The organism is Thalassospira profundimaris (assembly GCF_003326675.1).
Classification (GTDB): Bacteria; Pseudomonadota; Alphaproteobacteria; order Rhodospirillales; family Thalassospiraceae; genus Thalassospira; species Thalassospira aquimaris.
In genome coordinates this window covers 19138-34154 of sequence record NZ_JPWF01000009.1, presented here as the reverse complement: position 1 = coordinate 34154, position 15017 = coordinate 19138, and the positions used below count along the sequence as shown (strand labels likewise).

14 protein-coding genes are annotated in these 15017 nt (G+C 51.7%); 7 read left to right on the top strand and 7 right to left on the bottom strand.

Annotated features, from left to right (window positions below; translation table 11 throughout):
- Window positions 1–69 precede the first annotated feature (69 nt).
- Window positions 70–1356 (top strand): TAXI family TRAP transporter solute-binding subunit, encoded by a 1287-nt coding sequence (locus tag TH19_RS13945; RefSeq protein ID WP_114102975.1) that lies wholly within the window; start codon window positions 70–72, stop codon window positions 1354–1356.
- A gap of 14 nt (window positions 1357–1370) precedes the next feature.
- On the opposite strand, the gene TH19_RS13940 is transcribed toward TH19_RS13945, so the two are convergent.
- The 4 genes from TH19_RS13940 to TH19_RS13925 form a co-directional block, all read right to left on the bottom strand.
- Entirely contained in the window at window positions 1371–2030 is a 660-nt protein-coding gene (locus TH19_RS13940) for a hypothetical protein (RefSeq protein ID WP_114102974.1), read from the bottom strand.
- On the bottom strand, window positions 2027–3007 hold the full coding sequence (locus TH19_RS13935; RefSeq protein WP_181846421.1) for an ABC transporter substrate-binding protein: 981 nt from the start codon (window positions 3005–3007) through the stop codon (window positions 2027–2029). The genes TH19_RS13940 and TH19_RS13935 overlap by 4 nt, the downstream gene beginning before the upstream one ends.
- A 65-nt stretch (window positions 3008–3072) precedes the next feature.
- A complete protein-coding gene (locus TH19_RS13930) occupies window positions 3073–5085 on the bottom strand; it encodes an MFS transporter (protein ID WP_114102972.1) in 2013 nt (670 codons plus the stop codon).
- Window positions 5082–5840, bottom strand: coding sequence for a hypothetical protein (locus TH19_RS13925; RefSeq protein WP_147250767.1), 759 nt, complete (start codon window positions 5838–5840; stop codon window positions 5082–5084). The genes TH19_RS13930 and TH19_RS13925 overlap by 4 nt, the downstream gene beginning before the upstream one ends.
- Window positions 5841–6029: 189 nt before the next feature.
- Between TH19_RS13925 and TH19_RS13920 the strand changes: the two genes are divergently transcribed.
- The 4 genes from TH19_RS13920 to TH19_RS13905 all read left to right on the top strand — a co-directional run bounded on the left by TH19_RS13920 (window position 6030) and on the right by TH19_RS13905 (window position 8813).
- A complete protein-coding gene (locus TH19_RS13920; RefSeq protein ID WP_181846420.1) occupies window positions 6030–6536 on the top strand; it encodes a YcjF family protein in 507 nt (168 codons plus the stop codon).
- Window positions 6537–6578: 42 nt separating this feature from the next.
- Window positions 6579–6776, top strand: coding sequence for a hypothetical protein (locus TH19_RS13915; RefSeq protein ID WP_114102969.1), 198 nt, complete (start codon window positions 6579–6581; stop codon window positions 6774–6776).
- Window positions 6777–6822: 46 nt separating this feature from the next.
- Window positions 6823–8148 (top strand): SPFH domain-containing protein, encoded by a 1326-nt coding sequence (locus tag TH19_RS13910; RefSeq protein WP_258547964.1) that lies wholly within the window; start codon window positions 6823–6825, stop codon window positions 8146–8148.
- A gap of 104 nt (window positions 8149–8252) precedes the next feature.
- Window positions 8253–8813 (top strand): YcjF family protein, encoded by a 561-nt coding sequence (locus tag TH19_RS13905; protein WP_114102968.1) that lies wholly within the window; start codon window positions 8253–8255, stop codon window positions 8811–8813.
- Between the two features lie 91 nt (window positions 8814–8904).
- Here TH19_RS13905 and TH19_RS13900 read toward each other — a convergent pair whose 3' ends face one another.
- From TH19_RS13900 to TH19_RS13890, 3 genes are all read right to left on the bottom strand, one after another.
- The gene (locus tag TH19_RS13900) at window positions 8905–10011 is read right to left on the bottom strand and encodes a helix-turn-helix domain-containing protein (protein ID WP_147250766.1); all 1107 of its coding nucleotides are present in this window, start codon (window positions 10009–10011) and stop codon (window positions 8905–8907) included.
- A gap of 80 nt (window positions 10012–10091) precedes the next feature.
- Entirely contained in the window at window positions 10092–11972 is a 1881-nt protein-coding gene (locus tag TH19_RS13895) for a tetratricopeptide repeat protein (RefSeq protein ID WP_114102966.1), read from the bottom strand.
- Window positions 11973–12008: 36 nt separating this feature from the next.
- On the bottom strand, window positions 12009–12290 hold the full coding sequence (locus TH19_RS13890) for a hypothetical protein (protein WP_114102965.1): 282 nt from the start codon (window positions 12288–12290) through the stop codon (window positions 12009–12011).
- Between the two features lie 396 nt (window positions 12291–12686).
- Here TH19_RS13890 and TH19_RS13885 point away from each other — a divergent pair, with 396 nt between their 5' ends.
- The gene (locus TH19_RS13885; protein ID WP_181846419.1) at window positions 12687–13649 is read left to right on the top strand and encodes an ABC transporter ATP-binding protein; all 963 of its coding nucleotides are present in this window, start codon (window positions 12687–12689) and stop codon (window positions 13647–13649) included.
- Window positions 13646–15016 (top strand): hypothetical protein, encoded by a 1371-nt coding sequence (locus TH19_RS13880; protein WP_114102963.1) that lies wholly within the window; start codon window positions 13646–13648, stop codon window positions 15014–15016. Before TH19_RS13885 ends, TH19_RS13880 begins: the two co-directional genes overlap by 4 nt.
- Window position 15017: the final 1 nt, after the last annotated feature.

Genomic DNA, 15017 nt, shown 5'->3' with positions numbered 1-15017 from the left:
TGGCGACTATCGCGCAAACTGTTTTCGGACGTTATCAACTTGCAAATCTCTGTACGCCGATCTGCATCCTTGACTGCACGTTTCCTGATTGGAACGGTGTTGATAACGCTTGCTGCGCATCCTGCGCTGGCACAGGACACGTCCCCTCCGAACGTTGATAGCGCTGCGACCATCACCTCGACACAGGCCATGCAGGCGTACGAAGGCGGTGCACTTGATGTCGACAAGTTCGATGACAGCCCGGCCAACGCGGCACCACCCCAGGATATGATTGACGGGTTTGTCTACAAGCCCGATGCCATTCCGCTTTCACAATATCGCAGAATGTCGCTTGTCGAAGACGGGCTGGCCAATTTCGCATCCAGTGGCGAAATCACCGGCGACGGATCGCGCGACAAGTCCTATTACGCCGCAATCTATAGCGGCAGCACCAGCGGCGTTTATTTTCAGGTCGCGGCAAGCATCTGCGACATGATGCTGCGCACCTATAAACGCCACAGAATTCATTGTGTCCCACTCCGATCACAAGGTGTTGGCAGTAACATCCGTCTAATGGCAGAAGGCCGGGTACAACTGGCACTGGTTCAGTCCAACAACAATTGGGAAGCCTTCAAAGGCATCAATCCGATCCCCGGCGCCCAGTCAGTGATGTCGCTGCATGACGAGATGGGCCTGCTGGTTGTTCGATCAGACTCCGGGATTAACAGCGTCGCCGACCTTAAGGGCAAGCGCATCAATATCGGCCCCGAAGGATCGGCAACCCGGGAATTGTGGCTTGAAATCCTGAAGCAATACGGGATCGGCCTGGACGATCTTAAAACTGTTTATAGCGTGGCCCAGGATTACAACCGTCTTGGTATCTGCGAAGATTATATTGATGCCTATGGATTGTGGATCGGTCATCCGGCGACACTGATCGACGAAAGCCTTGAATGTGATGCCAAGGTGATTGGGATGGGCGGTCCGCTTACCCAGAAGCTTGTCGAAGCCAACAGCTATTTCTTCAATCAGGTTCTTCCGGCCAAGACCTATGCCGGGCAGGAAAAGGATATTGAATCCTATGGCTTCAAGGCGTCCCTGATCGCCTATACGCCAGCGGATCCCTATGTGGTTTACTGGATCACGCGCATCATTCACGAAAACATCGAACAGCTTAAGGCAGAAAACCCGACCTTCCGCAGTGTGAATGGCGACGACCTGTTTAAAAAGGGCAATTTCCTGCCCTTCCATGCGGGTGCCGCTTGTTACTGGGAAACCGATCCGCATGCTTGTGACTGGCAAAGCCGTTATCAGCAACCGCTTGTCGATAACAGCAACAGCAGCGGGTCAAGGATGTATAAACGTTCGGCACAATAGGCTCGGACCGGGTTTTAGCGGCCCCACCCGATTTCCGGCGTGGCATTTCCACCAACCTGCCGATAGGTAACACCAACAAATCCGTCCCCAATCAAGGACCGGCTTGCGGCATGATCCGTGACCGGGCACCAATGTTGGATGTTTTCAGGCGATTTTGGTTGTGGGGCATTTCGCCCCCCCATATCCCGGCGCACCAGATACCGCACACCGCCAAATTTGTCCTTCACACCGCAAATCTGCATACCGGCAGCCAGAAGGTTGACGACGCTTGCGATATTACCCGGCGCCGCCGTGCTAAGCGCAATCGTGCGCCCCGCATCCAGGGCCGCGTCAAGCCGATGAAGGACCATGCGTTGTTGCCACTTTGATCCGCGATGATCCTTGCGCACCGCCACCCCGTCAATATGGGCAACGTGTCGTAAATCAGTTTCCGACAATCCGTGATCAGCACCAAAATTCGGATCATCCGCACGCGGCAATCCCAAAACGCTATAGGCAATCAGATCATCACCGGCAAACGCCCCGAATATCTGTCCGCATACCGCAAGATGTAACTGGAAAAATTCATCGGTTTCGGTTGCCACCGTTCCCGCGGGCATGTTCGCAATCACTTGGTGATGAAGCGCAATGACGGCCTTCAGATGCTGTTCATCCAGTCGCAGGATCGGCGTCATTGGATAATTTCCGCATAATCAAGCAGCAACAAGGGCGGAAAAAGCGACAACCGCTGCGCCGAAGACAACCGGATCAAATAGGAAAACCGGTCAAGGGTCTCGACCGGAATGTCGGATGGCGAAATGCCATTGACCAGAATATCTTCTGCCTTGCTTGCCGCCAGACGCCCTACCAGATCATAGCGACTGACCAGACCAAGCATTGCCTGTCCGTCCCGGACTTCAAGTTCGGTCGCACTAAAGGCCGCAAGTCCATTGGCAAACCCGGCCTCGGTCAATTCATCGCGATAGGTACCGATGAAATTGTCCGGTCCGATATAAAGAATATTGGCACCTTCTTGCGCCAGCATCTCGACCGCCGGTGCGATGTCTTCGGGATTGGCTTTGCCGTTTTGACCAAGCGGCGCTTCAAGGACGTCAAACCCCATTTCCGCACCAAGCGCCTTAAGATCACTGACATTGGCTTGTGAATTGGCTTCTTCGACATTGTAAACCACGCCGAGCTTGGTCATCGGGCGATAGGCGCGAATGGCCTGAATTTGCGCCGCAAGCGGGGCAATATGGGCCGCCCCGGTTACATTCGGGCGCGATTGACCTTGTGGGGCCGCAATACCGGTTTTCCAGGGCGCGGAAACCATCACAAACACCACAGGCAGTTCCGTGATGTTGGTGGCGGGATCAAAGTCGTTATATTTGCCAACCACCCGTGAGGTCACACCGGTGCCCCATGTATAAACAAGATCAGGCGGATCTTTGCGAATTTCTTCAATGATCGCCGGAACCTTGTCCAGATCACGTCCGATATCGTGAATTTGCAAATCCACCGCGATGTTTCGGTCCTTGAAATAGGCACGAAAACCGTCTTCGACATTGGTTTCCCCACGCCAGAGGATCATTGCGATCTTGAACGGGTCATTTGCTTCGCCCTTGGCCCATGCGCTTTGTGGGACCACCAGATTGGCAAAAACAAGACACAACAAAGCCCCCGTCAAACGAGACAAGGACCTGCAGGCATTTCGATCAAACTTTCCGGTTTTCACAATCATGCCCCCTTGCTGGCCGGTACGGGCTTTTTCTGCACATCTTCATCGACATGCCCGATCAGAAGTTCAAAACAAACAACCGAGACAAATGCAAAGACCCCAAAGAACGTCACCGCCCCTTCTGTGCCAAGCCATGTTGCCAGCACCGCGGCAAGCAAAGGCCCCGCAGCGCCGCCAAGACGTTCTGCCAGACGTAAAACTGCCAGAACCCCGCCGGTTCCGTGTTCCTTGGTGAAATCGCGGCTGATCTTCAAACTTGCCGACACCTGGGCCGGAATCGATGTCGCCTGCGCCAGACCAAGCATCCCGACAGCAACGGCAAACACACCGTAAAACGGCAACAGTCCGGCAAACAGCAATCCGAATGCGGTTAAACCACCGCCAAGCCCGACTGCACGCGTTTCGCGCTGTTGTTTGTCGGTCCAGCGCGCCACGCTCCATCCCGTTAACAAGGCGATCAACCCATACAGCATGATCACCCGCCCGGTTTCGGCAATCGTCGCGCCCTGTTCAATCAGGATCAGCGGCGTCAAATAGAACAAGAAACCGCTCAGGATCATTTTGGCGGGCATTGCGGCAAAGACCACAAGTACCTGGAACTGCCGGTTTGCCAACAGTGCCTTCATGGCCTTGCGGGTCGGGATCGGCGGGGCCGTTTGACCACGCACCTGCGTATCCAAAAGGAAGAAGGCCAGCAACACCGCAAGACTTGCAACAACCGCACCGGCGATAAAGGTCGTGGCTTCGCCAAAGTGACCGGCAAAGATACCACCAATTGCCGGACCGCAAATATCGGCAAGCATGATCCCGCTGACCATCATTGCCGTACCCTGGGTACGGTTACGGTCGTTCGTGGCGTCAATCACATAGGACTGACAAGCCACAAAGGTTGTCGCATATCCGATCCCCGAAAAGGCCCGCCAAATCAGCAAGTCCCACATCCCGGTGGCAAAAGCGGTTCCAAACAATCCGACCGTGGCAAGGAACGCCCCGGTCAAATACATCCGAAGTGACCCGACCCGTTCCTGAAACAGGCTGCATACGGGCATGGCGATTGCCACCATCAAAAGATGCACAGCCATGATGATCCCCGCCGTCATATGCGGATCGGTCACGCCCGAGGTCACCCTGCCAAAGAAGGTCGGCATGATCGGGCGGGCAAGTTCCTCGGCCAAAACAAACAGGAATGCCAGCAGGCGCACACCGATCAGCTTGACCTCGCGTTCGGATTTCGGCGTGGTGCCGCGCTTCTCGGCGGTGCGGGTCACAACCGCATTGATATTGGCCATGAACTTGCCAATTTCGTCCTTCGACGATTGGCCATGCAACAGGGTGAATTGCTTTTCGCGAACACTTGTCAAAACCCGCTGTGCGACCCGAACCGGCAATGCGACGTTCACGGTCAGGACAAGCAGGATCAACTCGAATGACAGCGCAAGCGAGATGATCAGAATGACTGCGATATCAAAAAGGTTATCGGTCAAGGGGCGCATCAGTGCGGCACGATCATGACCAATGACAATTTCAATGTCCTGATCATTATCAGCTACATGGGCCACATTGATCTGCGTAACGATATAGTCGTTGCTAAGACCACCACTTTGACTGTTCAGCACAGATTGCAAGGCAGCCGGTTCAAGCCCGCCGGTATGCAACATCTTTCCATCATGCAGGATGGCGGCAAATTGCAAATCGGGATCGGCATGTTGCAATTGAACCAGAACGTCCGAAAACCCGACAATTTCTTCAAGCGGGATACCCAGATGCACCGCCCGGGTGATTTTGGTCGCCAGTGTGTTGGCCTCGATCTCGGCCTTTTTGCTGATTTCCGTTTGCAGGTCGGTGCGCGCCAAATCCGCCGCACGCCATGAAATCCCGATCAAGGCAATGCACAGCATCACAATGCTGAAAATCGACAATATCCAGACGCTTCCCTTGGGCAATACCCGTCCGTTTGGCGTCTCTACCTGCGGCTGCCCCGTTACAGGAACCTGATTTTCGATATTGCTCATCGGGGGGTCTCGTTGCTCGGTGTCGACGGATTTCCCGGCGCGGCTTCATCGCGAAGGTTTGCCCTGATATCACGATACATCGCGACCATTTCCATTTCGCTTTCGGTCAAAAGATCTTTGTCCTGGAAATTTGCCACCGCATCCTGACCGGCCATCGCCCGTTTGACGTCATCATTGAGACTGACAAAAACCCGGTGCCGTCGGTTCATCAACCACAACAAAAGAAGCAGAATGGGAAAGACAGCAATCATGCCGATCCCGGCCGCGCGGACCATTTCACTCGATACCCGGTCCAGTCGGGTATTGATGTCCGAAAGGTCGGCGGCCAGACGCAGGTTGCCCGCACATTGACCAAGACTGTCCTGTAATGACACATCATAAAGTGCCAAGCTTTTCGTAAAGACAACATCCCCCGTGCGAACAGGTTCGCCGGAAATCGGATGACCGGCATTTGAACGTTCGCTTGAAATCAGGTTGCCTGAACAGTCACGCACTGAAATTTCGGAAATCTCGTCTGACATCCCAAGACGGCGCATCAGGATTTCATTCAGATTTTCCATATTTTCCAGCCGCAAACCAATATCAATCGCGGCACTGAGATCCTGACGGGTTTCATTGGAAATAACTTCAATCCGCTGGATCAGAACGGTACGTAATGTCTGTTCCAGACGCATATAATTCAGCATCGTTGTCATGCCGAGTGCAGCTGCAAATATCAGAACAATCGCCAATGCTATTTTGGCTGTTAAATTCAACTCAAAGCCCCTTGAATATCCCCGAAGACCCGGCGCGAACACCGTCCAGCCAACCTATATTGCCCGGATAGATATTACATCGTCGGTTGCCGGTGCAATAACGTCAAGTGGCTTCTAAACCCCTGAAACAAATTGCAGTGTCCAGTTTTAGCGTTTATGGTTTTATGCGGAACAAAACAGGGGGGCACCATGGACAGCGAACGTCTTGAATTGCTTAGACGCAAAAAGCTTCATCGCAAGTCCGATGCCATTATCCGGAAGAACACATTGTGGGCTGCGGGCACGGGATTTATTCCGATCCCGGTTCTCGATTCTGCGGCAATTGTTGCGGTTCAACTCAAAATGCTCGGTGAACTCAGCAGCATCCATAATGTTCCCTTTACCGAAACAAGCGGCAAATCCGTGATTGCCAGTTTTGTTGCCAGCCTGACCAGCAACGTGCTTGCAAAATCACTTTTGGCGACCGGACTGTTTTCCAATGTCGCACGCGCCTTGCCGGTTATCGGTTCTACCTTGAGCATTTTGACAATGCCGGGATTTAACGCGGCCTTCACCTATGCGCTGGGCAAGGTCTTTCAGCAGCATTACGAGGCCGGTGGCACGATCCATGATCTCGATCCCAAGGCAGCAGCCCCCTATTTCAAGGAAAAGTTCAAAGAAGGTTTCAAATTCGGTCAGAAAGCAGAGGCTGTCTGAGATGACCGGACATAACCTTTATGACTCACAGGATTCCAAGCCATGCATCTGGTAGTTATTCTTCTTTATATTGTGGCCGCTGTGATCTGTGGCCTTTTGGGCCGCAAGACATCGTTCGGGTTCCTTGGTCATTTCATCGTGGCATTGATCATCACCCCGATTGGCGATTTTCTGGTACAGCTTATTGCCCGGCCATCCCGGGAAGTCCGGGAAAAAATGAACCACATGGATGATTTTTAACGTGCATCTGCCATTTTCCGACCTGCACGCGAAGACGAGATTTTAAATGGTTGAAAGCACGACAGCGCCAAATAACGGGCCACAAGGCACCCATGCATCGGATGCACCCCGTCGCGGTATTCGTCACCGGCTGACGTCCGGTCTGCAACGGTTGGTTGCGCGTTTTCAGACCCGCATTTTGATCGCGCTGTTCTTCATCGTTTTGGCGATGATTGCCCTTGCACCGCAGATTTTCATCACCATTCCCGCCGGTCATGTCGGGGTCATGTGGTATCGCTTCCTTGGCGGCACGGTGGTTGACCGGACCTATGGCGAAGGCATCCAGATGATTTTCCCGTGGGATGAAATGTATGTGTATGACGCCCGCCTGCAAAACCAGGCCCGTGTTTATGACACCATTTCGTCTAACGGCCTGTCGATGGAAGTCGATATTGCCGTGCGCTATCGCATCAACCGTGAAGCCGCTGGCATGCTCCATAAGCTTGTCGGTCCGGACTATGCCGAAGTTCTCGTTTACCCGGAAATCGGATCCCATGCCCGCGAACTAATTTCACGCTATACACCGGAACAGCTCTATACAGAAACCCGTGCTTTCATTCAGGCTGAAATCCTTGAGCGCATGGTCAATCAGCTCGGGTCATCGCTGGTCAATCAGAGTTTCCAGGGACGTCTGGTCACGGTTGAAGATGTCCTGATCCGATCTGTCACCCTGCCCCCGCGTGTCGCCGATGCTATTGAACGCAAAGCCGAACAGTATCAGGCCATGCTCGAATACGATTTCCGTATCGCCCGCGAGCAAAAGGAAAAAGAGCGCAAAAGAATTGAGGCCGAGGGTATCCGCGAGTTCCAGGACATTGTCGCCAAGACAATTACCGAAGAATATCTGCGCTTGCGCGGCATCGAAGCAACCATGTCGCTGGCCACATCGAAAAACAGCAAAACCATCATCATCGGTGGCAAGGATGGCCTTCCGGTTATCCTGAATACGGCAGATTCCCCAGTGGCACAAACCGGTGCTGAAACCACCGATGACAGCGCGGATACTCTGCCAAGTGCCACCGACTTCAATGCCCGTTCGCAGGAACTTCCGCCGCAAAATGCCATTTCGCCGGGCGTAAAGGTAAATCCTGATACCTCCGGCAAAGCAGCCGAGTCCGACAAGACTGCGAAATCACAGGTCAATGCTGCGCAGCCGGAAACGGCAAACCCAGCATCATCGGATGCATCCCAGCCAGGAACCATGACCAAGCTCCTGCAGGCCGTGTCTCCGAATTATGATCAGACAGCCGGCAATGCTACGCGCGCAGACACCCTGTCATCCCAGCATGAAGCCGCGGCAAGCGCAGAACCCAAAAGCAATCAGCGACAATAGGCTTTACCGATTGTTGCAGCCAACCCCAAGTTGAGATAATCTGACCACAGGATTAAGCTTCGAATTTCGGGATACAAACCAACAGTTCTTTTAAAGAGGCGAGTATGACAGAAGCAGAAAACGTACAAGAAACTGAAGACGTTGCCGCAGCAGAAGCAGAAGAGCTGCGTGCTCAGACGCGCGACTGCATCCATCGTCACAGCGTTTACGCTGCTGTTGGTGGCCTTGTGCCGATCCCCTTCCTTGAAATGGCAGCATGCAGCACGATCCAGTTGCGCATGATTGCAAAGCTTTGTGATATTTACGGCGTCTCCTTCTCGGAAAATGCCATCAAAAATTCGGTCGCGACCCTTGTTGCAACGGTGCTTCCGGTGACCGGCATTGGAATTGCCACCGCAAACCTGATCCGGCGTGTTCCGGTTGTCGGAACGGTATTCGGGCTTGTTGCGATGCCGACTTTTGCAGCGGCTTGTACCTATGCGCTTGGTCGCGTCTTTGCCTGGCATTTCGCCAAGGGCGGCACGGCCAGCGATTTCGACGCCGAAGAGATGAAAGATCGCTTCAAGGACGAATTTGCAGAAGGCAAACGCAAGGCATCCGATTTTGTCAAAGGCGGCAAATCAACGGCCAAAACAGCCGGCGGAGCCGAAACGGCCAAAGCATAAACTACCCTGTACAGCGCTTTAAAACGTCAAAGGGCCCAAGGAATCTGCTTTGGGCCCTTTGACGTTTTAAAGCGTCCTGCATATACCGATGTCAATTACCGGCCAATCCATGCAGCCAGCCTTCATATTCACGGTCAAGTTCGTCTTCCTGCCTGTTGCGTCGTGTTGAAATATTATTTCTACGCGCATCACGCGGAGACAATCCATACTGATTGCGAAAAACACGACAAAAGTCACTTGGTGAACTGAACCCACATTCATCAGCCACTTGTGAAACCATCGCCCTGGAATCCCGCATCAGGATGTTCAATGAACGTTTAAGCCGTTGCTGGCGGATAAAATTCTTTACCCCGCCTTCTTCCTCGAACAAGCGGTAAAGATTACTGCGTGAAACATCTAGTTCATCACAGATCATATTCGGACTGAGTTTCTGATCACTCAGTGATTTCGCGATCATATTCTTGATCTGATGCTTCATGCGCCAGTGACGCAGCAATGTCATACTTTGATCCGGGTCATCCGCATCATTCAGACACACTGCAACCATCGACAAAACCGACGGCAGCAATGGTCGTAACTGATTGTAATTCAATGCTGGCAGGTTGCGATCAAGCAGGATCATATAATCGCTTAGCAGTTCTGCAATCGGCGTTCCTTTGCGCAGACAGCGCATATGCTGCCCGTCCGGGTTTTTGAGCAGCGGCGCCAACCGGGAACGTGGTAGAATCAACGAAATGTGATTGAAATCGCTGGTATGGCTTTGCATTTCCTCGGCCATATCAAAAACAATCAGATCACCGGTATTAACTTCTCCTGACCCTCGCGGGCTTTGCCAACGCATCCCCCCTCGCAAGAATAGCTGGATCATGTAATGGTCCAAGCCATCCCGTGCCACATGAAACGGGGTACGCCACCAGTCGGTTTCAACCGTTGTGGTGTTGGCCAACATGAAGTCATCGAAACGAAAGGCTTCAATTGCTGCTACAAACGCGTCCGACTGGCGGAGTTCTTTCTCGGTATCCACATCAAAAATACAAGAAATACTGTCGGCCCAAACCTCGTAACGCATGGTTTCGTCGATGTCCTGTACATCGAACCGCGACCGTAAAATTGTGTTTTCCATCCTTCCAGCCTCCCCCCGACAGCAAGAATTCAGCCTGAAACCGTCCCGACCTTTGAGTTTCTTTATTATTTCCAATAATCATCCCTGATGTTTGATCATGTGTCAAATTTCAACCTTATGTTTTCAGGAGAAAAGACAACCCAACAGCAAGCCTGTCAGAAATAAACAAATTCAACAATGTGATCGATGATCGACGGAGTATCCGTTTCATTGATGAAATCCATATCGCCATCTCCGTCCTCGTCTATGATTTCCAGATCCCCGCGTCGAAACTCGCGATAAATTTCAGACTTGGAAAGATCGAGCATCGTCTTGGTCAAGTTATTGGTCGGCGTGAACCAGTGCTGAAACCGCTCGCGCAGCAATGCCATGGACGATTTATCTATCGGTTTGCCGCTATCATCTTCAACATCGTCAAGAATTTCATCAACCTGGGAAAGGTCGTCTACTGTTGATGCCAGTCTTGGCGTCAACAGAATGATAAGCGACGTTTCGTTTTTCTGCTTCTCAGCACGGCTGAACAGATATTGCAGCACCGGAATATCCCCAAGGATCGGGACTTCGTCGGTCGTATCTGTTTCGTTGGTTCGTGTGCCCCCACCAAGAACAAGCGTTTCCCCGGTACCGAGCAATGCAGTACTTTCGATCTTGTTCTTAAGGGTGGATATCTGACTGTCAAAACCAACAGCAGTATTTTTACCTGTGAACTCATCAAACTCCGCTGTTGCAGCAACCCGGACCCGTCCATCACTTTGAACTTCCGGTGTCACACGCAGGGACAATCCGACTTCCTTGTCAAAGGAATCTGCACCATCGCCCGACACCATATAGGTCACTTCAGATCCAAGGAAAAAGTTTGCCGGTTCCCCGTCAAGCACGGCCAAAGACGGACGCGCCATGATTTTGGCATAACTGTCGGTAACATTCGCGATATTCAGGGAATAAGTAATTCCCTTGGATCCGTCTCCCAACGCAACCTTAAAAGAGCTGTTACGTTGTGTGTTATTGGTACTGCCCGTCGTATAATTGCTTGCCCAATCCACCACGTTTCCAGAAAACGTGACCTGCAAGGATTTCAACAAGTTCACCCCATGCGATGATGAGCTGCTTTCTTCCTGCCGGATGATTACAACATCGATCACCACCATATTTTGCAGGGCCGGACCATTTTCATTTCCTCCGGAACGACTGCCACCGCCACTGCCAAGCGGGCCAAGTGATGTACTGCCCCCACCCCCAAAGAAATTGGCTTTCTGGATCGCCTCATCCCCACGGAAACGATCATAAAAGCCCGACCACTGATTGACCCTCCGTTCCAATTTTCGGCTGCGGAATGCACCGACAGTCTGGACATATTCAGCAGAATATTTTTGCGCCTGCGACTGTTCACCAAGTGCAGCATAGGTCATTGCATTTGCCCGGATGACCTTGGGCGAACCATCAAAATCCTCCGGTAAATGATCCAGAAAAGCACGGGCTGTTTCCGGATCATGATCATAATAGCTGGCGACAGCCAGATCATAGATGATTTCCGGGCTATCAGGTTCAAGCAATAGTGCCTCGGCCAGAAAATGGCGGGCAGACTTATAGTCTTCATGCCTCAAATACCAGTGCCCAAGGCGATAGGCCGCCATCCAGTTGGTCGGATCCATACGGAATGCCGTTTCATAACCGACTTTGGCAAGATCACTGGCTTCAATCCCGTCACGGATGGATTTCAGTTCATATGCAACACCGTTCAGGAAATGTAGATCCGGTTCACTTGGGTCAAGGGACAGGGCATGGTTAAACGCGATATTGGCATTTTCAAATTCACCATTGGCAAGCAGCAGAATCCCTTCTGCCCTGTAACTTCCGATCAGATCCCCATTGGCCTTACTTTGGTCGAGTTCATTGTGCACAACCTCCAGCGCGGTTGGATCGGCCGTTATAATCTGCATTTTGGGTGATGACGGTAATTGCGTGGTTTCCATCACACAGCCCGACAGCACCCCGGAAACGGCTGCGATACCCAGGAACTTGCCAATGATCTTCATATATTCCCCCGCTCGGAATTCCTGCTTTTCTTCTGATTAGTTGCCCGGCTGCAAAATAATGTTCGTGCCCGGCTCTCGATATCCAACAGGAACCCAGCGCCCCTGCTGTTCATCCAAAATCCAGGTTCTGCCGGTTTTACTGTCGATCATAAGTGTGCCGTAACGGATGTTCTCCGTACCGTCCCCGACGGATCGTTTGATGATCACGGTACGGAAGCGCCCTTCGTCATAACTTTCCTGTGCGAAAGCCGACGAGGTATTGACCGAAAATGTCGCCCCCGCGACGACCAGGGCCGAAACGACTCCAATGACTTTCATTGTCTTTATTCTCCCTCAAAGCCCGAAATTGCACCGCTAGTCCCGATGATCAAAATTTTTTTCGGCGTGCCCCGAAGACACGCCTTGGCGTCTTTTTGTATTTTTCCAAGGTAATCCGCACACGCCTACGGACGAACCCGTTGGGGCAAAACGTCAAGTTTATGGCCGTGAGGTTCTGTTCCCGAAATTTGATTGGGACAAAATGAAAAGTCCGACATTCCCGCCATCTCCCGCCAATCGAGATCATGGCCCCGTATACATTTGTAATGGTCCTGTTCATCGGCACATCACAATCAACAATCGATCCTGAAATGTTGCGTTCCGGGACTGTTTTGCCCGATAAATTTCAATCAGCAACATCCTTATCCTTGAAATATCCGGGATCACTTTCAGATCGTGAATACATTGCTATCGATAAACGGATTGTCATTTTCCTATGGGCGTAAAACCGCCCTAAACGGCATATCCCTTGATCTGAAAGAAGGTGGTGTTACTGCCCTGATTGGTCAGAACGGGGCGGGAAAGACTACATTGATGCGCGCCATCACCGGTCTTTTGCCCATCACGGAAAACGTGGTTACGGTGGACGGGATCGACGTCGCATCCAATCCGCGCAAGGTTCACCAGATGGTCGGATTTCTTCCCGACATGCTTGGATTTTATCCGTCTTTGACGGTGCAAGATAACCTTGCCTACGCTGCCCAAATTAACGGCCTGACAGACGAAGAAGCCCGACAGGCAGTTGAAAATACCTTGTTGCGCCTTGATTTGACGTCCAAGAAATCCGATCCGGCAGGAAGCCTGTCACGTGGCTGGCGTCAGCGCATTTCGATTGCCCAAGCAATTGTCCATTCGCCCCGGTTTCTTGCCCTGGACGAACCGGCAACCGGACTTGATCCCGATGCCCGGTTATCGCTTTCCAAATTGTTTCTCGAACTGAATCAAGCCGGTATGACGCTTCTCGTGTCATCCCATATCCTAGCCGAGCTTGAAGATTACTGTAACCACATCATCATGCTTGAAGACGGTGAACTGGTTGGGCAACGTGATATCAAAAACTTCCTTGCCTACAGAAAATCCGATGTCAAAGATCTCAGAATTGAACTGGCCGATGATCGAACATCAATTGAACGGGCATTATTGATCCTTTCGCAAGACACACAGTGCAACGACATCTTCCATCGCGACCGGATCATCACACTTCGCTTTCACGGCACTGACGCGGATCAACATATCCTTCTTAAAAACCTGTTCGCTGCAGATGTTCATGTCCTGAGTGCTGGCGAAGATCATAACGGGCAACGAGAAACCTTGCGCGACGCCTATCACCGCATGAACAACAAGACACCGCCACGATGATCAATGAATTTCGCAAGAATCTATTGCTTGGCAATGTCAGAAAAAACCTGATCATTGATGGCGGCTGCGTTCTTGGACTTCTTACGGTCTGTTTTGCGATTGATGATCTCAGTTTTTCGTTCTTTACCGAACGTGTTGCCAAGATTCTGTTTGTCCTTGTGGTGTTGTTCCGAGGCGCCCGATTGGTCAGTGATACCCTTACTGATGAATTTCAAAACAATATGTGGGACTTTATCAGGCTGTCTCGTCAATCAGCCTTTTCCCTTGTCTGGTCCAAGCTTCTTGGACGGACAATAACCGTCTGGCTGGGCGGAAGCATCGCGTTGACCGCCTATGCCTTTGCCGAGGCCAAATGGCTTGATCCTTGGACGATCGCCATTGTCATCACATCCTTCATCGCTGCGGGTGTCATCACGCATGTCGTTACCTTCCTTGTACAATTGCTGGCCATCTATCGCCAGCAATCGGAGGGATATGACATTGGAAAGATGAACCGGCTTGGCGTTCAGATCATCGGACTTCTGGCCGCTCTTCCAATCCTGTCGACAATCTATGAAAGCAACAGTCTGGGGACTATTCTGGACGGTGTTATCTGGTACGGCTGGTATATTGATCTGCCGCTTGTCCTTCTTTGCCTGACTGTCTTTGCAATCACGTGGGCTTTGATTGCGTCTGCGATGATGATGCGCCGTTTACTCGCATATGTCCCTGTCTTTTGGGTTTGGCCTGTTTTTCTGATCAGCTTTGCGCTTGTAATCAACGGGTTTGAGACCCTACCCTATAGCCTTTATTACATTGGAACGCTTTTTTCCGGAGGGGTTAGCGGTATTCACCTAATCACGTTGGGATTTGCTGCAATCATATATGTGCTTTTATGCTTCGAACCACTTGGTCCCAATCACATACAGGCTCTGATCAAGCAGTTATCTTCCCGAACGGCTATTGATATCTTGCAACATCTGCCGCGCAGCATCATCACCCTTGTCGGTATGGTTGCTGTTATCGCTGTATCCTTGATATTCACACACCCCACACAGGACGCGTCGGTCAAAATCACACTGGCATTGCTTTATATTGGACGTGACGTTCTTCTTGTTTACGGCCTGGCATTACGGCTTTGCAGGCATCGTAAAACACTGGCCAGCACACCGATCATCATCACTATTCTCTTGCTATATTTTGCCCTGCCATTTGGCCTTGATCAGATAGGATTAAACTTCATAGCAACCCTGACATCGCCAATTGTCGGTAATGACTGGATGGCACTTCTTTCTGCCATCGGGCAGCTGGTCATGGTGACAGTGTTCGCATTCCGTCAAATCACGATAATGCGGGACAGTAAAGTATCCCATGCCCAGGGCCAATAGC